Below are 20440 nucleotides of genomic sequence, written 5' to 3' on the forward strand. Positions count from 1 at the left end.
GCCCGGACGAATAACGGTTATTTGTCGCTACCAAATCCCTGTTTGTGCAGTGCAGGCAGGACTTTTGGGAAATAGATGTGCTGGTAATATCCGCTCACGCTGTCGCTCCAGCTTTCGCCGTCTGCTCGCCCGGTGGCTTGCCAGTGCTGAACCATTTCGGCATTGTAAGCGGCGATCTGCTGTTCCAGACCTTCGGTGTGATAGCTTTCTTCGTGACGGAAGGTCTGCAGAGGCAGGCGCGGCTTCTGGAAAGCGGGCTGGTCGACGTAACCGATAACGACGCCCGCGACAGGGAAAGTATATTCCGGCAAATTAAGCAGTTCGATCATCGCGTCCGGATCGCGGCGAATTCCCCCGATGGGCACGATGCCTAAACCTTCCGCCCGCGCAGCGGCCATAATACTGCCTAGTGCAATGCCTACGTCAGTCGCGCCAGAAACAATACTTTCAATGCTGTCCTGAGCAACCTGCTCTTTGCCCACAGCCGCCATGGCGACCCGGGATTTATGCATATCGAGAACGACGGTGATAAAAACGGGCGCTTTGGCAATCCAGGGCTGTCCACCGGCAATCTCTGAAATGGCCTGACGTTGAGCGGCATCCCGCGTAACCACCAGTGAAACCTGTTGTGAGTTAACGGAGGTAGGGGCGCGATAGGCGGTGCTGATAATGCGATCAAGGATGGCATCGTCAACAGGTTTATCGGTAAAGCTGCGCTCACTTTTATGGCTGGTGAACAGATTAATAATATCGCCCATTATTGCTCCAAAAAGGGTAACCCAAGAATTCGTTTCCCAAGGATAGCAAATACAGACTGGCACCTCTTTAACCGCACTGGCTTTAAGCTGCCGATTAATAACAAATTTAACAGGTGAGTCAGGCTGTTCGTGGGTAACCAGCAAAGGTATTAAACCGATGCGCCTGGGTGGTGAGCGATGAACGATAGTGACGAGCAAGAAGCTGCTTCATCGGGCCTGTTTCGTTTTCGAATCCCGGAGACAACACAATCCACCCTGTGAAAACGGATCATTTCCTTTAGAATAGCCGCTCTGATTATTCCCTACCGAGGTCCAGGATGTTGATTTCAAGCCTTATGGCCATTGCTGCCGTTCTGATTATGGGGGTGATAAGCCCCGGCCCAAGCTTTATCTATGTTGCCAGAAATGCTGTTGTGCATTCTCGTCTTCACGGAATCGTGACCGCTTTAGGCACTGGCGTTGGTGCTGCGATTTTTGCCCTGGTCGCGATGCTTGGGCTACAGAGGCTGCTACTTTTGGTGCCGGAACTGTTTGTGGTTATGAAGGTGGCGGGCGGGTTTTACTTATTATGGCTGGCTTTTAACATCTTCAAAGGTGCATCTCAGCCTGTACACCTCGCGTTGAATGGACAAAATGGGCACAGCAAGACATGGCTAAAAACATTCAGAGATGGGTTGTTAACACAACTGAGCAATCCCAAAACAGCCATTATCTTTGCCTCTATTTTTAGTGCCCTTTTGCCTAAAAATATCCCGCTACTGTTTTATGTCGTCATCCCTCTGATGAGCTTTTTGATCGATTTTGTCTGGTACTCCATCGTTTCTGTCGCGCTGTCTGCCGAGAAACCGCGTCAGGTATATTTACGTATCAAGACGTCAGTTGATCGCGTTTCCTCAGCGGTCCTGGGCATACTGGGTATCAAACTAATCTCCTCATCATTCACCAAATAAGCAGCCTGACTCTTTACCCTGGGCGCGCTTAATCATTCGTTCTTTCTCCTGTGGCTCGCCGGAAAGGGAAACCGTGGGTGAGAGGACACAGATGGGTTGATTTGAGGGTAACGACCCGTCCCGGCATAAAGCGGACATGCGTAACAGTCTAGAGCCGCGCTCAGCGAAAGGCTGACTTCACAGGATGGGGAGAGTCAACCGCCATATCTGTAGATCAAGGTATCGTCAGTCATTCCCATGCTGTCGAGGCGCTCGTTAACCAGTCTGGCTTCCAGTTTGAAACCGCATTTTAATGCAACGGACTGACTCCGCACATTACGTCCCGCGACACGAATTTCAATTCTCTTTGCGTGCAAAAAATCGGAGGCTATTTTAGTGGCCAGTTTGCACGCTTCGGGCATGATGCCTTTGCCCAGTGCATTGGTTGCAAGCCAGTAGCCGATTTCGACGTAAGGGATAGCCTGATTGCGGATGAACAAGCTTATGCAGCCTAAGAGTTCATCTGACTTGCGTTCAATGATTAAAAACTTATATTCGTCTCTGTCATTCAGGAAGTTATCTGCGGCATCTGCCATGTTTTTCTCAACTGAATCAATAGAGTGAAAACCCGGAGACCAGAGTAAGAACTCATGATGAAGTGAGCTGAACGCATTCAGTTTTCGTTGCATTTCTTCTGCACGGCCCAGGTCAGGCGCTGTCAGATAAAGCATGTCATGCTGCCGAAAAGAAGAAGGAATATCATCCAGATACATAAAAATCTCCTTAGTGCGGGTTATCTTTTTTATCATAAGCGATGAAAAGCTGCATTAGCCTAACTGAGTGAAAAGGGTGAGCCGTGCCCATTCAGGCAAAAAACAGCCAGCTTATTGCGCAATGTCCACATTCAGCAGAAAGCGAAACTTGAGCAGCCTTTCGCGGCTTTGTTAGCCCTGGGTTTTACGCGATATTCACGTTTATGTTCAGGCCCTGCACATTCTCACTCTACTCATCTCCATAACTCACCAGCCTCTCTCTAAAAAAATCAAGTTTTCGTTGATTTCGACGATTTACTAAGCGTTGGTTTTTTATTTTTTAAATACACACAGGGTGAGTTATGACAATTTCACAGCGACTTTATCTTACGTTTTCTCTGCTCTCAGCTTCTCTCGTTTCTATGGTTATTATTTCCATCGTGGTCGTTACTGGCTTCCAGTATCGCTTTCACTATGTTCAGATTAACGCCATACCTTCGATCATCGACTTAAACGTACTGATTGATGAGAACAATGAACTTCTCATTAAGCTATACGACTATCAGGGCGCAAAAGACCCTGCCAGGCAGGGGCAAATTGAATCAGAAATGAACAAAACGGTTGAGCGCCTTAATACCCTCAATCAGCATTATCTTGAGAATGATATATCCAGCGACGAAGATCTGCGGCTGACCAAAGAGGCGTTCGTCATGATTAAAAACATTCATGACAGGCTGCTGCCTTTCCTGCAGACCAACAGGATTCCCCAGTCATCATCGACGGCGAACTCAGATGAAAGCAGTAAAAATCTGAGTGAAGCCATTCGCACGCTTACAAGCAGTTACCGTAAGCAACTGCAGATAAATATTGATATCGGCACTCAACTGGATGAAACCAATACCCATATCTACTATACGACTCTATGGGGACTGATTGCCGGCTCTGGCGCCGTCATCCTTGTATTGGGTTTTTTCACGATCAAAACCATCATGTCTATACGCCGTCAGTTGAACGGCATGCGTCAGACCATGGAAGAGGCCAGTGAAAAACTCGACCTGACTCTCAGGGTTGATGAGTCACGTCATGATGAAATCGGCCTGACGGCAAGGGCCTTCAACCATCTGATTGAGAATGTTTCAGATTCACTGTCTAAGGTGGAAGCTTCTGCTCAGTCGGTAAGCTCTGCTTCTGCACAGATTTCGGCGGGTAATGAAGACCTGTCCTCCCGTACGGAAGAGCAGGCGGCCTCCCTGGAGCAGACAGCAGCGAGTATGTCCGAGCTTAGCGAAACCGTCCGTCAGACCGCTGAAAATACGCGTCTTGCCAGTCAGTTGGCGAAAAACGCCCGGGATATCTCAGAAGACAGTGCTGGTCGTGTCCGCACACTACTGTCCACTATGAGTGACATCAGGGCAAGCTCAGCCAAAATCACTGACATCATTGCACTCATTGAAGGGATTGCCTTCCAGACCAACATCCTGGCGCTGAATGCCGCCGTTGAGGCTGCACGTGCTGGTGAGCAGGGGCGGGGATTTGCGGTCGTGGCGGGTGAGGTTCGTAATCTTGCACAGCGCTCATCCTCTTCAGCTCGTGAAATCAAGGAGTTGATTGAGTCATCAATGGGCTTTGTCGAGGCCGGTTCTGAGCAGGCGGAAGGGGTAGGCTCTAACATGTCACGCATGAATGATGCGGTGCGGCAGGTCACTGATCTGGTGGATGAAATATCCGTAGCCGCCGGAGAACAGTCGCAAGGCATCAGCCAGGTCCATCAGGCCGTAAATCAGATGGATGGAGCGACACAGCAAAACGCCGCACTGGTTGAGCAGGCCTCCGCAGCATCGCGTTCTCTGATAGATCAGGCCTCCACGCTGGGTCATTTAGTGGGTGCCTTCACGATTACGCTTGCGGGTCAGTTAGCCAGTAATAATCGGGAGCAAAACCGCGCCGCAGCGGTATCGTCGCCGGTTTTTAAGAAACCGCAGACCGCAGTGGTTGGCGGACAGGATCAAAACTGGGAGCAGTTCTGATAAAAGTAGGCCATAAAAGGTTCTGATAAAGATCGAAATCTGGCAGCTTTTAAACGCCTGATGCCTTGCAACAGGCGTTTTATATTTGATAAGGGCAGACCGAGAGGGCTGAGACATCGCTGCTGATGTTGGTAATGTCAGCCATGAGCAAAAAGCGAAAGGTATCGTCCCGCCTGAACCCTCGGAGACGCCAGGCAGCAGAACATTCGATTTCTCTGGTCCTGTCTTCATCGTATCCGGATTGACTATGCAGATTACCCTGGGGCCCTGTAAATCCTGGGCGTTATCGTTGATACAGGCGCCACAGGACACCTCTGCTCAGGTTCAGGGACGGAGTCAGTTATCAAGGCGGGTTTTGCTTTCCTCAAGCTTAATGAGAGCGCCCGTGCGTATGTCGAGAGCCCAGAATGCATCGAAGGCCGCTTTTTCCTACTTTTTCCTGTCCCCAGATTAAAGGTTATCAGCCCGGCGCTGGGCTGAAGGGGAGGCGCGCTTGCCCGCTGGAAAGGTGATCACACCCAGGCAGGCAATAATGAGTCCTACACCGGCCCAACCTGAAAGCGGCAGCCTTTCCCCGACAAGCAGAATGGTCAGCAGAGCGGCCACGACCGGCTCCAGCAGCGTGATCGTGGTTGCCATGCTGGCCGGGATGCGCGCCAGTCCGTAGCCATAGCAGAGATATCCCAGAAACATTGGAACCAGCGCCATATATATCCCGACGGCGGCATTATTCCAGGTTTCCAGAAGCGGTGCGCCGGTCATCAGAAGGACAGGGACAAGCAGGATACCGCCCGCCCCAAAGGTCGCCCCCATTGCCGCGCGTGGAGCTATGCCGCCCTGCATTAACCGCCGCGCAGACCACGAATAAAGGGCATAGGTAAAACCAGCCAGCAGCCCCAGCGTAATGCCCGTCATTGCAGAACCTTGTCCAGTACTGTGCCCACCGCTTTCCGCAAGGCAAAGCAGGATCATGCCGGCAAGCCCTGTAGCGGCACCGCCTGCCCACTGCTTTGTGAGACGTACGCCTTCAAGACGGTACTCAATGAGGGCTGACAGTAGCGGGGCGGAGCCGATGGAAATGACAGTGCCGACAGCGACCCCGGCATAACGCATAGACGCATAAAAAGCGAGCGGATAAACCGCCACTGCGAGGGCACCCGTCAGCAGAAAAGGCCAATGCCGAAAAATCAGTCGCCGCTGTCGAATAAGCGGGGTTGCAGCGATAAGTCCCTGGAACAGTCCACCGATACCCATTGCCACCGAGCCCACGGCGAGCGGGCTTAAAGCCGGGGCAAAGGTGGCGGCTGTACCGGTCGTTCCCCAGAGCGCAGCCGCGATAATGACGGCCGTTGCGCCACCCGTTTGGTGTACGGATGCAGGCATCAGTATGCCTCCATCAGTTGTTCAGCAATCATACCGGCCTGACTCACGCAGTCGCTGTTACCTTCCAGCCCGGCTCGTGAAATGCTGCCTTCCAGTAGAAAAGCGAAGTGCCGTGCCATCTTGCGCGCGCTTTCTGCATCACCCATCATCAGGTCTGTCAGATGCGCGGTCAGAATCGCCTCCACTTCCTCCTTGTGCTCACGAACGGCCTGTCGTCCCGGCGCGCTGGCGGGCAACTCTGCTGCTGCGTTCAGCAGGCCACATCCGCGAAAACCGTTTTCATAGGCAAATTCAGCATGGTCCTCATAAGCCGCGAATACGGCCAGTACCCGTTCTTTCGGCGTCATGGCAAGGTCCAGACGATTTTTGTACAAGGCAAGCCATTCCTCGTGACGAACCCTGAGATAAATCGCGACCAGCTCATCTTTAGAGGCAAAGTTGTTATATAAGCTTTTTTTGGCGACCCCGGCCCGCTTTACGATGGCATCGATACCTGTCCCGTTAATGCCGTGGTTGTAAAACAGCACGCGCGCCGCACTGAGCAACTTATCATAAGCAGTTTCTGCGCTGGCAGATTGAGTTGGCATGACGATAACCTTTGTTAGTGGTATGTATACCAGTCTACCTACTAAGCGGAAATATTCAACCTGTGTCTGTTTCCGGCAGTGAACAGTCGTTGCAGCCCTTTCTCTGTGGCTGCAGCGAGGATTCCGAGACGTTGTGTGAGTCTCTGGCGCTTTGCATGCGTCTGGTCATTTCTTATAGCATCCGGGATGCTGCCGAACGTACTACGTGAGCCCCAGCCCTGTCGTGCAGCAGAATCGCATGCAGTCTCGGCTGGTCAGTCAAGACGTTCAACGTCACTTATGGGCACGACAGGTTGTCAGGATGCCGCTTTCTGCGTTCATTCGCTGTCAGGAACAAGAGGAAAAGCTTGGTCGCGACGGCGGCCTGGTAAGGCAGGGAAGGATAAGCCCGCATGATTAATCAATGGGTGCATCTTTTTTCTGTCATTTTTCAGCCATAAATCGTTCATTTTTCTCGGCTAGCTTACTGCAATTCTTATTTGCAAAGCGGCGCATGTATGAGCCATCTGGCGCTTCATCACATCACCAAGAGCTGGGGCGAGAAAATCGCACTGGATAATATCCATTTTGACGCCGCCGAAGGGACGTTCGTTGCTCTGTTGGGGCCTTCAGGCTGTGGTAAATCGACGCTGCTGCGCACTATTGCCGGCCTGGAGACGGCCGACACGGGTTCGGTGAGTTTCAATCATGTGGATATCACCCATTTGCCCCCCTCCCAACGCAAGCTCTCCATGGTGTTTCAGTCTTATGCGCTTTTTCCTCACCTGAGCGTTAAAGAAAATTTGTTATTTGGCTTAAAAGCCCGCGGTGAAGATAAGCTCACGTTTGCCGATCGTCTGAGTCGGGTCAGTAAGTTGATGGAACTGGAGGCGTTGCTGGATCGCTTGCCGTCCCAGTTGTCCGGTGGTCAACAACAGCGTGTGGCACTGGGGCGAGCCGTTATCGCCAACAATACGCTCTGCCTGATGGATGAACCCCTTTCTAACCTTGATGCCAAGCTACGCCAAAGCATGCGCCGTGAGATCCGTGCCTTACAGAAGAAGTTGGGTCTGACAATGATCTATGTCACTCACGATCAGACGGAAGCCATGAGCATGGCGGACAGCATTATTTTGCTGAACGCGGGACGAATTGAGCAGCACGACACACCTGATAATCTCTACAACAACCCTGCCAGCGTGTTCGCGGCACAGTTTATTGGCGCACCGCCCATGAACATCCTGCCGCTCGCCTGCCACAACGCGAACCACTATCTGAGTCCGCTCAGGGAGCCTGTCGTCGAAGGTTTCACCGCCGGCGCACTCAGTCTGGGCATTCGGGCTGAAGATATTCAGCTTATTAACGCTGATGGCGCGGTGCTGACGGCCAGCGTGGTGAGTTACGAATATATGGGGGCTGATACCTTATTAATGTGCCAGCTTGCTCACAGCCACGAAACATTAACGGTGACGGTAGCAGGGATGAAACGGTTCAGTGAGGGAAGCCTGGTGGGGCTGCAATGGCCTGCTGATAAGCAATACCTGTTTTCCACCGATAACGGTAAACGCTGTTTGCATGCAGAACAGCTGATGTCTGTTTCGTCCAAAAAATACGCGGTTTAACGATCTTTTTACCTAAGGGAAAATCATGTCTGCTATTCGTCTGTCACATCTGCTTCCTGCATTGCTTATCGCAACCAGCGCGTCAGTTTTTGCTGCCGATCCGGTAAAACTGCAAATGTATTATCCCATCGCAGTGGGAGGCGAGATCAGCCACACCGTTGAAGCACTGGTTGCCGATTTCGAAAAAATTCATCCCGAAGTCAGTATTCAGCCGGTCTATACCGGTGACTACGCCACGACGGTGACCAAAGCATTGACCGCTTTTCGTGGCGGTAATGCGCCACAAATGGCCGTTATTGGCGATATCGAAGCTTATTCACTGATGGATGCGGGGGCGATTGTCGCGGCCAGCGATCTGGCCAAAGACGATGAGGGTAAGAAATGGATCGACAGTTTCTATCCTGCTTTCTTACGCCATATCAATGGAAAAGTCTGGGGCGTTCCTTTTCAGCGCTCGACCGTGGTGCTGTACTGGAATAAGCAGGCGTTTGAAAAAGCGGGTCTGGATGCTGATACGCCGCCTGCGAACTGGCAGCAGGTGGTGGACTTTGGCAAAAAGCTGGTCGTGAAAGACGGGCAAAACGTCAGCCAGTGGGGCATCGAAATCCCGACTACGCCAAATGGCTATTGGGTGTTTCAGGGGTTTGCTGCGACCAATGGCGCGCATCTTGATAATGGCAAGGGCACGGCCGTGTATTTTAATAAGCCCGGGAACATTGAAACGCTACAGTGGCTAACCGATCTCGGTCAGAAAGAGGGCGTTTCACCTAAAGGCGCCGTGGCATGGGGCACCACGCCACAAGATTTTTTGAGTGGCAAAACCGCGATGATGGTGACCACCACGGGTAATCTGAGCGTGGTGCGTAAAAATGCGACGTTCCCGTTTGGTGTCGCGATGCTTCCTGAAAAGACACAGCGCGGAAGCCCGACCGGTGGCGGTAATCTGTATGTCTTCAAAAATGCATCCCCGGCACAGCAGAAAGCCGCCATGGCGTTTATCCGTTGGGTCACCGCCCCTGAACAGGCTGCTCGCTGGAGTATTGCTACCGGTTATGTCGCGACTTCACCCGCCGCCTGGGAAACGCCAGCCATGAAAGACTATGTGAAACAGGTTCCGCAGGCGCTGGTGGCACGTGAGCAACTTAACTATGCCCAGCCAGAACTCTCGACCTATAACAGCGTGCAAATTCAGGAGGCGCTGAACCACGCCATTGAAGCCGCGATAACCCAGACGAAAACCCCGGCAGAAGCACTGGAAGCTGCCCAGAAGCAGGCCGATCGTTTGCTGAAGGCTTACCAGTAATACGATGGCGATGAACACACTTGCAACAGCATCCCCTGCTTTACGCTCAGGCGTCGGATCATTACAGCTGTGCGGCTATTTGCTGATCTTACCGGCACTGGGTTTTTTATTGCTGTTTACCCATTATCCTGCTCTGGCGACGGTGTGGGAAAGTCTGTTCAGCGCCTCACGTAACGGTCATCCGGCCCAGTTTGTTGGGCTGGATAACTACGCTGCGCTGCTGGATGACGATGTGTTTATCCGGTCGTTGTGGAACAATCTGCTCTATGCCCTGGTCACTATCCCTTTGGCGGTGATGCTGGCTCTGCTCATGGCATTGGCCGTTAACCGACGACTGGCGGCTAACGCCGTGATACGTGCGGCTTTTTTTATTCCCTCTCTTCTGCCAATGATTGCGATTGCTAACCTGTGGCTGTTTTTTTACACGCCACAGTTGGGCTTACTGAACAAACTTCTGTCGCTGTTTTCCATTGCTCCGGTTAACTGGCTTGGCGAGCCGGGCACCTCCCTGTGGTGCCTGATGGCGGTCTCCGTCTGGCGTGAGGCCGGTTTCTTTATGATTTTCTATCTTGCTGCCCTGCAGCAGATTGATCCGCGCGTGCGTGAAGCGGCGGAAATCGAAGGGGCATCAAAGGGCTATTTCTTCCGGCGCGTCCAGTGGCCATTGCTGATGCCGACCACGTTATTTGTCTTGATCAATGCATCTATGAATGCGTTTCGCATTGTCGATCAGGTTATTGCGATGACGAATGGCGGCCCGGACAACAGCAGTAGCCTGCTGCTGTTTTACATCTATCGCACAGCATTCAGTTACTGGGATTTACCGGCAGCCGCGGCCATGACCGTGGTGTTGCTGCTGATTTTGGCGGCGATTGCGCTAGTTAAATTTAAGTTGATGGATAAACGAGCCCACTATCAATGAAGCCTTCCTTTTCTGTTGGCCGCCTCGGCCTGAATCTGATTATCTGGTTAGCGGCGCTGCTATGGCTGCTCCCTATCCTGGTGGCGCTGTGGGTTGCGGTGCATCCCGCGGCAGAGCAGGGCAGCTTCAGGCTTTTTGCGCCGCTGACGCTGCAAAATTTTATTAACGCCTGGCATGCTGCCCCCTTTGCCCGTTACTTCATGAATACGATTTTGCTGGTGACGATGATCGTTACAGTCCAGCTGGTGTTGGCCACGATGGCGGCTTACGCACTGGTCCGTTTTCGCCTGAAGTATTCGGGCATGTTGTTTGCCCTTATCCTGTTGCAGCTCATGATCAGCCCCGATGTGCTGATCCTGAATAACTATAAAACCATTGGCGCACTGGGCCTGCGCGATACATTGACCGGCATTGCCTTACCGTATTTTGCGTCTGCCTTTGCCATCTTCCTGCTGCGCCAGACGTTTAAAAGCATCCCCTTAGTGCTGGAAGAGGCGGCGATCGTGGAAGGCGCCAGCCGGTTTTATATCTTACGTAAGATCTACATCCCGCTGGCCAGACCGATTTATATCGCCTTTGCGTTAGTCTCTGTCAGCTTTCACTGGAATGATTTTCTCTGGCCGCTGGTGATTACCGACTCGGTTAAGGTACGGCCCTTAACCGTCGGGCTGCAGCTATTTTCCGCGCCAGAGCAGGGCGTGCAGTGGGCGCTTATTGGTGCAGCAACATTGATGACAACGCTGCCGCTTTTGCTGCTCTTTCTGATATTTCAGCGTCAGTTTATTCAGTCTTTCATGCGTGCCGGTATACGTTAAGGTGAACGCCAATGTTAACGCCTCACTCGCTTAGTCTGCAGCAGCGCGAACTGCTGGCGGAGGTCGTACCGCTGTATCAACCGCCGTTGCTGCGTCCCTTACCTGCGCGGAACAACGTTGTTCGTTTTGGTTTGATCGCCGACCCGCAATATGCGGATATCGAACCGGATGTTGACAACCATCTTTACTATCGCAACGGACTACAAAAACTGCACCAGGCCATCACGGCGCTCAACGCTCAGCCGCTCGATTTTGTGGTGACCCTGGGCGATCTCGTCGATCGCGACTGGTACAGCTATGCTGCGGTATTGCCGGTATATCAAGAATTAAAGCATCCCCATGCCGTGGTGCTGGGTAATCATGATGCGCAGACGATTGCCACACGACTTGAAGGTAAGGTTCCCCTACCCAAGAGCTATTACGCTTTCCGTTTTAACGGCTGGCGCTTCATTGTCTACGATGGCAATGATATGAGTCTTTACTGCAATGCGCTCAACGGCACCGATCGCCAACAGGCGGCAGCGTTGCTGGCCCGGCTGCAACATGAGCATCAACCCCACGCGCAGCCCTGGAACGGTGCCGTGGGCGCGCAACAGTTGGTGTGGATAGAGCAGCAGTTACAGGCGGCACAGCAGTGCGGAGAAAGCATCGTGGTATTCGGGCATTATCCGCTGGCTCCCGGGAATACGCATATGTTAATGAACGCCGACGCGCTGGTGAATTTATTCACCCGCTACCGGGTGCGCGCCTGTTTTGCCGGACACGATCATCGCGGAGGCTATGCCCGTATTCTGGACACCGACTTTTTTATCATGAAGGGCATGCTCGACGGCCCTTCAGTTGTGCCCTTCGCGTGGGTGGAAGCAGACGGTGATACGCTCAGCGTACAAGGCTATGGTGGAGAGATAAGCCGGGGGTAAACAGCATTGGCGATGGATGTCACAAAAGTGTGAGCACAGTATTTTTTGTAACGATTTTAGTTACAGCATACTGTAATTGGCCTTACTCAGGTGCCCGCGTCAAGATTAGCGCAGCAAGCAGGAGGGGTGCCAAAGCCGGGCCGGACAAAAAGCAGGGCGTTGCTTAAACGACCACAATCTGACAGCCCTGTGCTCAGCCTCAACCGCCAGAAATCCTGCCTGTCCGGTCATTGATTGATGCTGTCTGTTGGCTGGATTTCTTCAGGCGCGGTAGTTGGCTTATGTGCCACGAAAGTGCGTTTTTATCATCTGGCAAAGCGAGGCTGCTGCGGCTGATACTTTTTTTTCAGACTGATGCAGACGAACGCCAATCGCGCCAGTATCTGGCAATTTTTGCTGGTCAAATATCGCGAGTGATGACGGCATGCCCGTTTGTGTTCGCAACGTCATTCCGAGCCCGGCCGCCGCGGCCGCCCATATCCCACTCAGGCTTCTGCTGGTAAACGCAATGCGCCAGGGGATATTCATGCTGTCCAGGGCCGCTGTCGCCGCGCTACGCATCAGACAGGGTGCTTCAAAAACCAGTAACGGCAGAGGTCGGTTCCGATCGATAAATGCGCCGATATCGAAATCTTTTGCGCCAATCCAGCAGAGTGGTAATGACCCGAGCGACTCGCTGTAAGCGGTGCTTTCGTCACCCTGCCAGCTCAGGGCAACATCAAGTTCATTGTGACGTATTGCATCCAGCAGAGGCTTGTTGCGGGTCACGGTCGCGGAGACCTGAACGTCGGGGTGCGCACGTGAAAATTGCCCAAGAAGAGAGGGGAGAAGTGATTCTCCAAAATCTTCCTGCAATCCCAGCCGAACCTCGCCACGGATGCCCACCGATTTCACCGCCTGGTAAGCTTCGTCGTTGAGACTCATCAGCCTGCGCGCATAGGCAAGCATCATTTCCCCCTGGGCAGTAAGGACCAGATGTCGTCCTGACTTTTGCACCAGCGCGGCGCCTGCCTGCTGCTCAAGCTTTTTAAGCTGAGCGCTTACCGCCGATGTTGAACGCCCCAGGCGCTCTGCAGCAGCAGCAAAACTTCCCAACTCAATACCGGTGACAAAGGTTCGTAATGTTTCAGCATCGAACGTAACGGGTCTTTTTGCCATTTTTCATCCCGTTTTATGGGATTCAGGGTCCCAATATTTCTGATTTTATAGATCGTCAAAGCATCCTATCTTTCTACCACATCCTCAAGGAGAAACAAAAATGAACACGATAAAGGTGAGTCGGGAGAATATGGACGGGATAGCACCGAAGCTGGCACGTCTCAGTGAAGAGGTCTTATTTGGCGATATCTGGCAGCGGGACGGGCTTTCACCGCGGGACAGAAGTCTGATTACGGTCAGCGCCCTCGTTGCACTGTATCGAAATGAACAGCTGGGCTGGCATCTGGAATTTGCTCGCCAAAATGGCATTTCAGACGATGAAATTATCGAAGTAATAACGCATCTTGCCTTTTATTGCGGCTGGCCGAACGCCGTTTCCGCGTTGACCGTCTTCAAAAACACACAGCCTGAGTGAGGGATACCGATGCCTGTAAGCCATATAGCCATCTCAACAGCGCGTTTTCAGCAGTGGCGAGAGAAAATTTCTGCTGCGTTACAGCAATCGCTTGAAGCTTCATTTTCCGTACCGCGCGGAGACTGCTTTCAGTTTTTTGATTGTTATGACGCGCACAGCTGGATTTTTGATCGGCATTATCTTTGTGGTGCTGAGGCGGGCCGCAGCAATGACTTTCTTCTGTTTACCATTACCGCAGGTAAAACGCGTAATACGCAGCAGAAACAGGCCTTTTATCAGGATCTTACCCGGCGTCTTGAAAAATCGATGGGTATAAAGCCCCATGATGTCATGATCGTTCTTCATTTCACTCAGCCAGAAGACTGGTCTTTTAGTCATGGGAAGATGTTTAACCTGGCGGATATTCCCCAACTTTAAGGAGAAAACCATGCTTGCTATGCAATACCGTTTTGTTCTTCCCGCCGATTACGACATGACGATTATTCAACGCCGGATTGATGACAACGGATATAAGATGGCGGGATTTCCTGGTCTCATATTCAAAGCCTGGCTTTATGCGTGCAAAGCCAAAGGTCCCATAAACACGGATGAAAATGTGTATGTGCCCTTTTATCTTTGGCAGGACGCAGAGAGCATGCACTGTTTTTTGTCGGGGGCAGGTTTTAAAAAGCTTACTGAGGATTTTGGCTGGCCGCAGGTGCATACCTTCCCGGTGTTATCGGCCAGGCTGTCGCCAGAGATGGTTCAAGCCGGTTTTGCTTCCCTGAACGTCAGCACCGTTCCTGCTTACGCCGATCTCGCCGGGTTAACACAGCCCCCAAAACAAGCCGGGGCGTTAGCACGCGTATCGGCTCTGGATACCTTTCACTGGCGCCACATAGATTTTTGTCTCTGGACAACGGCGCCCGCGCAAGATTCGGGCCATTTTCAGCGTTATCAGGTAGGGCATCTCTCTGTTCCCTGAATATTTACCGTCTGACACAAAATTATCGCTTAACCGCATATCTAAATGATCGGTTGTAAGACTATCTTACTGTAGATGCCAGACACGTTTGCATTAACGCTCTGGTGACGCTATCGCGTTATTCCATGACGCAAACTTTTTCATTTTTAGTGAATGAACCTAGTATTAACGTGCAAGGGGCACTTATGCCTGCTTGTCGACGGAGAAAAGAGAATGCGTATCAAGAATCACCTGAAAATGCTGACGGCTGCATCATTACTGGCACTGAGCCTTCCAATGACCTCCGCGTTCGCGGCACTGCCGGTGGGTGCAAAGGCGCCGGATTTCAAACTGGAAGCCGCACTGGCAGGTAAAGAAACCACCTTCTCTTTACAGCAGGCACTGCAAAAAGGCCCGGTCGTTCTATATTTTTTCCCGGCGGCGTTTAGTGCAGGCTGTACCTTAGAGGCGCATGCCTTTGCAGAAGCGACAGATGACTTTAAAAAAGAGGGCGCAACGGTAATCGGCGTCACCGCAGGTAATACTGACCAGATTGAGAAATTTTCTAAACTTGAATGCCGCGATAAATTCACCGTTGCTGCCGATCCGGGCGCAAAAGTGGCTGCAGAATACAAAAGTACGATGGAGATGAAAGGTAAAACGCTTTCCGATCGTACGTCTTATGTTATTGCACCGGATGGCAAAATCCTGCTGAGTTATACGGATAAAAATCCAGAATCACACATTCAGAAAACGCTGGATGCCGTGAAAAAATACCGCCAGGCCAACCCGGCTTAATTCCCGATCTGGACAGATAAATCATGTTGACTGCTATCGCCGCCGCTTTTCTGGGCGGCATCATACTTAATCTCATGCCCTGTGTGTTCCCGGTCATTTCGCTCAAGGCATTGAGTCTGATACGGCATCACGCCAGGCCCGCACAGGCTCGTTCAGAAGGGCTCGCTTTTCTGGCTGGCGTAGTGGTCACCATGATGTTACTGGTTGGTCTGCTGTTGCTGGCGAGATTCGGTGGGTCATCAGTGGGCTGGGGTTTTCAACTGCAGTCACCGCTGGTGATTGCGTTGCTGGTTCTGGTGATGCTGGCATCCGCACTTAATCTGTTTGGCCTGTTCGAGGTGGGATTATCACTTCAGCGGGCCGGCGAAGTCGGGGGCGAGCGGGGGGGATTGACCGGGTCCGCGTTAACGGGGGCGCTGGCTATTGTTGTTGCTACCCCGTGTAGCGCGCCCTTTATGGCCAGCGCCATAGGTTATGCGCTTGTACAGCCCCCCGTTATCAGCTTTATTATCTTTCTTTCTCTGGCGTTGGGCTTTGCTGCGCCTTTCACCTTGATTTCCTTTTTCCCTGTCGTTGCCCGAATACTGCCGTCGCCGGGTGCCTGGATGATCACCCTAAAACATGGCCTGGCGTTTCCGATGCTGGGTGCGGCGGGTTGGTTAATCTGGGTGCTGGAACGGCAGGCTGGCTCGACGGCGCTGGCAGCGATACTGACCTGTTGCCTGCTGCTGGGTTTTGCCGCCTGGCTGTATGGCCTGGCTCAGAAGCGGCAGATGATGGGAAGGCGGCACTGGGCTCTGCACATCGCCACAGCTGTTGTAATTATCCTGTTGGTACCACCGTTATTTACGCTGAAAACCTCGACGGCAGCCCCTGATTCTTCGGATGTTGTGGCAGCGGCTGCGGTGGCATGGTCGCCCCAAAATGTGGACGCTATAAAAGGCCAGGGTAAACCGGTTCTGGTGAACTTTACCGCCTCCTGGTGCATTACCTGTCAGGTTAATGAACGTACCTCGCTGTCAACCCAGGCAGTAAAGACGGCCATGGCGCGTACCAACACCATTTATATGATTGCTGACTCAACAAAGTACAATCCTGACGTTGAGCAGGCACTCAGCGATTTTGGCCGTGGCGGTTTGCCGCTGTATGTGGTTTATCCTGCTGACGGCGGAAAACCCGTTGTCCTGCCTCAGGTGTTAACGCCGGGCATCGTCATCACGGCATTGCAGCAGGCGAGTGAAAAAGGCAATAAAACGTGATGATAGATCCCTGCCGGGCAGTGGATTTCCGCTGCCCGGCGGCGGCAAGGCTCTGGCGGTAACGGGTTAGCGCAACGCCTGAAAACACGCGGCTAATCCGTCATAATCCTTTCAGGCAACGCGCAGTTTTATTATCCTCGACAGGCTTTGGCAGTGATGTATTTCAAAGGAGAGTGATGAAAACAATCGGCCTTATAGGCGGCATGAGCTGGGAATCAACGCTCCCTTATTATCGGTTGATCAATGAGGGAATCAGAAGCAAATTAGGCGGTTTACACTCGGCAAAGCTGCTTCTGCACAGCGTGGATTTTCATGAAATTGAAGCCTGCCAGCGCAGTGGCGACTGGGATCGGGCTGGTGAACTACTGGCTGAAGCGGCCGTGGGTCTGGCGGGTGCCGGTGCAGACGCAATCGTCTTATGTACCAACACGATGCACAAGGTTGCCGGGGCGATTGAATCTCGCTGTCATTTGCCTTTTTTACATATCGCGGATGCGACGGGCAGGGCGATAACGAGCAAAGGCATGACCCGAGTGGCCTTGCTGGGCACGCGTTATACCATGGAGCAGGACTTCTATCTGGGCCGCCTGAATAAACAATTCTCAATTGCTACCCTGGTACCACCGGCAGAACAGCGTAACGTCATCAACCAAATCATTTTTGATGAACTCTGCATGGGGAAATTTTCGGAAGGCTCCCGCCAGTATTATCTTGAGGTGATACACGAACTGGCTTCACAAGGTGCAGAAGGAGTCATATTTGGCTGCACGGAAATTGGTTTGCTGGTTTCAGAAGCACAAAGCGCGCTACCGGTATTCGATACAACGCGCATTCATGCAAACGATGCCGTCGATTTTATGCTGTCCTGATTCATCCTCAGTGGGATGAATCAGTGATCGAACTTTTACAGGGTGTCGAAAATCACATAAAGCTTGCGCATGGTGGTCTCCATGACCCATGTCCCTTCTGTATTCGCTTCAAAGAACAAGGTATCGCCAGGTTTGAAATGCTGTGGTGCTTCGCCATCCGCTGTGAAGGAACCCGTTCCTGACAGGAAATGCATCATCTCTGCTTGCTTAACGCCGCGACGATAACTGCCCGCCGTACATTCAAAAATGCCCATATCTGTATTCTCATGACCGGGGATCACCGTCTGCAGCCCGGCCAGTGCAATCTCGGGCGATCCCGGAAGGCCCTCAACGGTCCCCCATGATTCCAGCGTCTTGATTGAAGCGGGTTGATTAAGTTTTTGTACTTTCATTTCATGCTTCCTGAGCAGTCGTTAACGATGCAGCGTGGTCTGAATTGATACGTCAGCGTATACAAAAACGGAAAAACAAAGCGCGTCTTAAACGCTTTGGCATGAAAGTTATGCGCAGAATACATTGCCCTAAAAGCATGAAATTTCTGGCCGTGGCCTGCACAGGTTTTTGAGTACGGTGCTATCGATGCCAGGTTTAGACAGTTTGAGAGAAAGTGCAGCCAGTTACCGCTCATCCGCTCGTCATTGGTTAATGCTCTGCTCAGTCAGGATCTGAAAAATGTGTAAGTAAGGGGGGGTGTTGCAATATCAACGAGCAGAATGAGGTAAATAAGATAATGATTTTAATCTTTATTATTTCCCTCCGCCTGGTGTTTTCTGTATCAGGCTGGCAAGGAGTAATCTGATTTATCAGGTCCGTCTTAAAATGGAAATATAAAGATCCTATTTTCACCCTGCTGAGTTTGAATACAGCACAGAGCAGAACGGCTAACCGTTCTGTCCTTCCTGGCGTAATCTCTAAAGGGCAAGTTATGAAAATGTTATCCGTAAAAGTGGCACTGCAAACAACGGCGTTCACCATCGCGACCTTGATTACCTTTCAGAATGCAGCACTGGCTGTATCTGTACATGAACAACAGTCAGCTTCTTCGCTGCAAAAGAACAATGCGGGCAGTGCGGGGAACATCAAACTTGCTGCTCATCAAAAGCCTTCAGGCGGTTTGCGCATTAACCCTGCCTGTGATGACACCGGCGAACCTTGCCCACACGATGAAACTCAGGATGATATGTCCTGAACCTGCTCGGTTTTACATCCTGAACTGATTGTTTAGCCTTTTAATTATGCTCAACCCCCTCAACGAACTGCACCTCAAAAGCTGGACGTCTTACTGAGTAAGGTGCAGTTTTTTATATTCTCTTACATCTCCTTCCCGTCGTTATCGATAAGCGTTAAAGACTGAATATTGTGCTAAAAAGCGCCTGTTATGATATCGCTATCACTCCCGGAATGTTAAATGCTTAACGGCGGGTAAACGGTTTCAAGATTTACTGACTTCGGCCAGCAGAAGCGACCTGATTAACTATGCTCAGTAGACATTAATGCGTATTCGCTATTTATCAGGGAGTCATTCGATGAAAAAATTGTCAGTTGTTCTTGTTACCGCGGGTCTGCTCATGGCGATGAGTTCACAAGCTGAAGCCAAAGGCTGTCTAAAGGGCGCGGCCGTGGGCGGCGTGGCAGGGCATGTTAAACATCACGGTGTCGCTGGGGCCGCAGCAGGCTGCGCTGTTGGACATCATATGGCCAAAAAGAAACAGAAAGAAGCGGCCAGTCAACAGCAAGGGCAACAGCAGCAGGGCGGTTAATTTTTCTCGCATTTTCTGCACCCTCTCAAAGAGGGTGCAACTTCTCTTCGCACAGGCTTGTAAGCGGCAAATTCCAGTAACAGTCAATGCGCTTCTCTGCTGGCTATCGTCGCAGGCAGACTCTCAACTTAACAAACTGGCTGCCACATTCACGGACAGTCCCAGAATCGCCAGATTAAAAATAAAAGAGATAACCGACTGCAACAAGGCGATCTTGCGCATTTCTGTCGTGCCCGTCGCCACATCCGCCGTCTGGGATGCCACCGCGATGGTGAAAGAGAAGTAGAGAAAATCCCAGTAACCCGGATGCGTCGGTTTCTCCGGAAAGATCATCGGCGTGATACTGTTGCTGCGAAGCAGGTAATGCTGATGGGCATAATGCATGGCAAATGCGCTGGGCAGTAAGGCCCATGAGGCGATGAGCGTCATGGCAGTCAAAAGCAGATGCAGGGCCCGCGACGAGCCCGTCAGGCTTTTTAACGTGGGAAGCTCGCTCATGATGGCCACCATACTGATCATACAGGCCACGATGACCAGCCCCAGCACCAGCGCGGCACTTTGATCCTGCATCTGGGCGATTCGTTTAATCTCATCTGGCGCGGTACGCAACATGCGAAACCAGATAAACCACAGATAGAGCCATGCCAGCACGTTCCAACTGATTAACAGTCTCTGCATTTGCCCCAGATGCCCAGGCAGTAAAACATAGCAGACGAGACCTGCCACCACAGAGATCAGCAGGCGCAACCGGGCAAACAGATTTGAGCGAAGGGAAGAGGACATGGTTATGTTTTTGCTGGTTACTGAGTCAGTTAACTGTAGTGCAGGCCGGATGACCCTGCTGCAAAAAACGCGCGACGTTTATGGTGGGTTAAAGAACCGGCAGAACGCAAAGCCAGTCTCTGTGTAGCACGCTACTGCCATACCCGCGTGCGGGCATCTATAGCAGTAATGGAGGGTCAACAAACGAGAAGTGCGGATGGTCACCGTTAAAAGCGTGTACGTTCCCTTAAGCTACAAGGATGGCTATCGCGTAATAGTGGCTCCCCTTTGACCGCGCGACATGTACAGGATTAAAGCACCTCGCGCCGTCAGCGGTATTGCGTCAGGCGTTATACCGTTACGCCTCGTCAGGATGGACACTACCGCTGCAACGTCGCCCAGAAACCGCGCTGATGCTTATGATGTAAGGACTGCACAGCATATTTCGTGTTCCAGTCGGCACTGATTGTGTGCAATGC

Annotated in this window: 22 protein-coding genes; 15 read left to right on the forward strand and 7 right to left on the reverse strand. The window is 51.9% G+C overall.

Going from position 1 to position 20440, the window contains the following annotated elements; all coding sequences use genetic code 11:
- Nucleotides 1–17: 17 nt before the first annotated feature.
- Complete coding sequence (locus tag ACPXSQ_RS18610; RefSeq protein WP_426144221.1) at nucleotides 18–758, reverse strand: nitroreductase family protein; 741 nt, start codon at nucleotides 756–758, stop codon at nucleotides 18–20.
- A gap of 317 nt (nucleotides 759–1075) precedes the next feature.
- Here ACPXSQ_RS18610 and ACPXSQ_RS18615 point away from each other — a divergent pair, with 317 nt between their 5' ends.
- The gene (locus ACPXSQ_RS18615) at nucleotides 1076–1708 is read left to right on the forward strand and encodes a LysE family translocator (RefSeq protein WP_013027933.1); all 633 of its coding nucleotides are present in this window, start codon (nucleotides 1076–1078) and stop codon (nucleotides 1706–1708) included.
- 194 nt (nucleotides 1709–1902) lie between these two features.
- On the opposite strand, the gene ACPXSQ_RS18620 is transcribed toward ACPXSQ_RS18615, so the two are convergent.
- Nucleotides 1903–2460 carry a GNAT family N-acetyltransferase gene (locus tag ACPXSQ_RS18620; RefSeq protein ID WP_014333214.1) on the reverse strand — a complete coding sequence of 186 codons (558 nt, stop codon included), beginning with the start codon at nucleotides 2458–2460 and terminating at the stop codon, nucleotides 1903–1905.
- A 341-nt stretch (nucleotides 2461–2801) separates the two neighbouring features.
- Here ACPXSQ_RS18620 and ACPXSQ_RS18625 point away from each other — a divergent pair, with 341 nt between their 5' ends.
- Complete coding sequence (locus ACPXSQ_RS18625; RefSeq protein ID WP_019105917.1) at nucleotides 2802–4466, forward strand: methyl-accepting chemotaxis protein; 1665 nt, start codon at nucleotides 2802–2804, stop codon at nucleotides 4464–4466.
- 450 nt (nucleotides 4467–4916) lie between these two features.
- Here ACPXSQ_RS18625 and ACPXSQ_RS18630 read toward each other — a convergent pair whose 3' ends face one another.
- Together ACPXSQ_RS18630 and ACPXSQ_RS18635 are read right to left on the reverse strand one after the other, a co-directional pair.
- Entirely contained in the window at nucleotides 4917–5849 is a 933-nt protein-coding gene (locus ACPXSQ_RS18630) for a DMT family transporter (RefSeq protein WP_426144222.1), read from the reverse strand.
- Nucleotides 5849–6436: a TetR/AcrR family transcriptional regulator gene (locus ACPXSQ_RS18635; protein WP_013027929.1), complete on the reverse strand. Its 588-nt coding sequence runs from the start codon at nucleotides 6434–6436 to the stop codon at nucleotides 5849–5851. The genes ACPXSQ_RS18630 and ACPXSQ_RS18635 overlap by 1 nt, the downstream gene beginning before the upstream one ends.
- A gap of 497 nt (nucleotides 6437–6933) precedes the next feature.
- Between ACPXSQ_RS18635 and ACPXSQ_RS18640 the strand changes: the two genes are divergently transcribed.
- The 5 genes from ACPXSQ_RS18640 to ACPXSQ_RS18660 are packed head-to-tail and all read left to right on the forward strand — an operon-like array spanning nucleotide 6934 to nucleotide 11997.
- A complete protein-coding gene (locus tag ACPXSQ_RS18640; protein WP_014598293.1) occupies nucleotides 6934–8037 on the forward strand; it encodes an ABC transporter ATP-binding protein in 1104 nt (367 codons plus the stop codon).
- Nucleotides 8038–8062: 25 nt separating this feature from the next.
- On the forward strand, nucleotides 8063–9340 hold the full coding sequence (locus ACPXSQ_RS18645; RefSeq protein WP_014598294.1) for an ABC transporter substrate-binding protein: 1278 nt from the start codon (nucleotides 8063–8065) through the stop codon (nucleotides 9338–9340).
- A 4-nt stretch (nucleotides 9341–9344) separates the two neighbouring features.
- The gene (locus tag ACPXSQ_RS18650; protein WP_014598295.1) at nucleotides 9345–10262 is read left to right on the forward strand and encodes a carbohydrate ABC transporter permease; all 918 of its coding nucleotides are present in this window, start codon (nucleotides 9345–9347) and stop codon (nucleotides 10260–10262) included.
- Nucleotides 10259–11077 (forward strand): carbohydrate ABC transporter permease, encoded by an 819-nt coding sequence (locus tag ACPXSQ_RS18655; RefSeq protein WP_014598296.1) that lies wholly within the window; start codon nucleotides 10259–10261, stop codon nucleotides 11075–11077. The genes ACPXSQ_RS18650 and ACPXSQ_RS18655 overlap by 4 nt, the downstream gene beginning before the upstream one ends.
- A gap of 11 nt (nucleotides 11078–11088) precedes the next feature.
- Entirely contained in the window at nucleotides 11089–11997 is a 909-nt protein-coding gene (locus ACPXSQ_RS18660; RefSeq protein WP_014598297.1) for a metallophosphoesterase, read from the forward strand.
- 279 nt (nucleotides 11998–12276) lie between these two features.
- Here the strand turns inward: ACPXSQ_RS18660 and ACPXSQ_RS18665 are convergent, their stop codons facing one another.
- Complete coding sequence (locus tag ACPXSQ_RS18665) at nucleotides 12277–13155, reverse strand: LysR substrate-binding domain-containing protein (protein ID WP_426144223.1); 879 nt, start codon at nucleotides 13153–13155, stop codon at nucleotides 12277–12279.
- 100 nt (nucleotides 13156–13255) lie between these two features.
- On the opposite strand from ACPXSQ_RS18665, the gene ACPXSQ_RS18670 reads away from it, so the two are divergent.
- From ACPXSQ_RS18670 to ACPXSQ_RS18695, 6 genes are all read left to right on the forward strand, one after another.
- Nucleotides 13256–13570, forward strand: a complete 315-nt coding sequence (locus ACPXSQ_RS18670) for a carboxymuconolactone decarboxylase family protein (protein ID WP_145032626.1) — start codon at nucleotides 13256–13258, stop codon at nucleotides 13568–13570.
- Nucleotides 13571–13579: 9 nt separating this feature from the next.
- On the forward strand, nucleotides 13580–13987 hold the full coding sequence (locus ACPXSQ_RS18675; protein WP_042677084.1) for a tautomerase family protein: 408 nt from the start codon (nucleotides 13580–13582) through the stop codon (nucleotides 13985–13987).
- A gap of 10 nt (nucleotides 13988–13997) precedes the next feature.
- On the forward strand, nucleotides 13998–14534 hold the full coding sequence (locus ACPXSQ_RS18680; protein ID WP_426144224.1) for a DUF4865 family protein: 537 nt from the start codon (nucleotides 13998–14000) through the stop codon (nucleotides 14532–14534).
- A gap of 213 nt (nucleotides 14535–14747) precedes the next feature.
- A complete protein-coding gene (locus ACPXSQ_RS18685; RefSeq protein WP_014333199.1) occupies nucleotides 14748–15311 on the forward strand; it encodes a peroxiredoxin in 564 nt (187 codons plus the stop codon).
- A 23-nt stretch (nucleotides 15312–15334) separates the two neighbouring features.
- Nucleotides 15335–16570 carry a protein-disulfide reductase DsbD family protein gene (locus ACPXSQ_RS18690; protein WP_019105925.1) on the forward strand — a complete coding sequence of 412 codons (1236 nt, stop codon included), beginning with the start codon at nucleotides 15335–15337 and terminating at the stop codon, nucleotides 16568–16570.
- Nucleotides 16571–16746: 176 nt separating this feature from the next.
- Entirely contained in the window at nucleotides 16747–17439 is a 693-nt protein-coding gene (locus tag ACPXSQ_RS18695) for an aspartate/glutamate racemase (protein ID WP_019105926.1), read from the forward strand.
- Between the two features lie 35 nt (nucleotides 17440–17474).
- Here ACPXSQ_RS18695 and ACPXSQ_RS18700 read toward each other — a convergent pair whose 3' ends face one another.
- Nucleotides 17475–17831 (reverse strand): cupin domain-containing protein, encoded by a 357-nt coding sequence (locus ACPXSQ_RS18700; protein WP_019105927.1) that lies wholly within the window; start codon nucleotides 17829–17831, stop codon nucleotides 17475–17477.
- A 533-nt stretch (nucleotides 17832–18364) separates the two neighbouring features.
- On the opposite strand from ACPXSQ_RS18700, the gene ACPXSQ_RS18705 reads away from it, so the two are divergent.
- Together ACPXSQ_RS18705 and ACPXSQ_RS18710 are read left to right on the forward strand one after the other, a co-directional pair.
- The gene (locus ACPXSQ_RS18705; RefSeq protein ID WP_210448553.1) at nucleotides 18365–18628 is read left to right on the forward strand and encodes a hypothetical protein; all 264 of its coding nucleotides are present in this window, start codon (nucleotides 18365–18367) and stop codon (nucleotides 18626–18628) included.
- 337 nt (nucleotides 18629–18965) lie between these two features.
- Nucleotides 18966–19199, forward strand: a complete 234-nt coding sequence (locus tag ACPXSQ_RS18710; protein WP_029569653.1) for a hypothetical protein — start codon at nucleotides 18966–18968, stop codon at nucleotides 19197–19199.
- A 123-nt stretch (nucleotides 19200–19322) separates the two neighbouring features.
- Here ACPXSQ_RS18710 and ACPXSQ_RS18715 read toward each other — a convergent pair whose 3' ends face one another.
- Nucleotides 19323–19982 (reverse strand): DUF1345 domain-containing protein, encoded by a 660-nt coding sequence (locus tag ACPXSQ_RS18715; protein WP_210453306.1) that lies wholly within the window; start codon nucleotides 19980–19982, stop codon nucleotides 19323–19325.
- Between the last annotated feature and the right edge of the window lie 458 nt (nucleotides 19983–20440).

The organism is Pantoea sp. EEL5, from assembly GCF_049892805.1.
GTDB classification, from domain to species: domain Bacteria; phylum Pseudomonadota; class Gammaproteobacteria; order Enterobacterales; family Enterobacteriaceae; genus Pantoea; species Pantoea ananatis.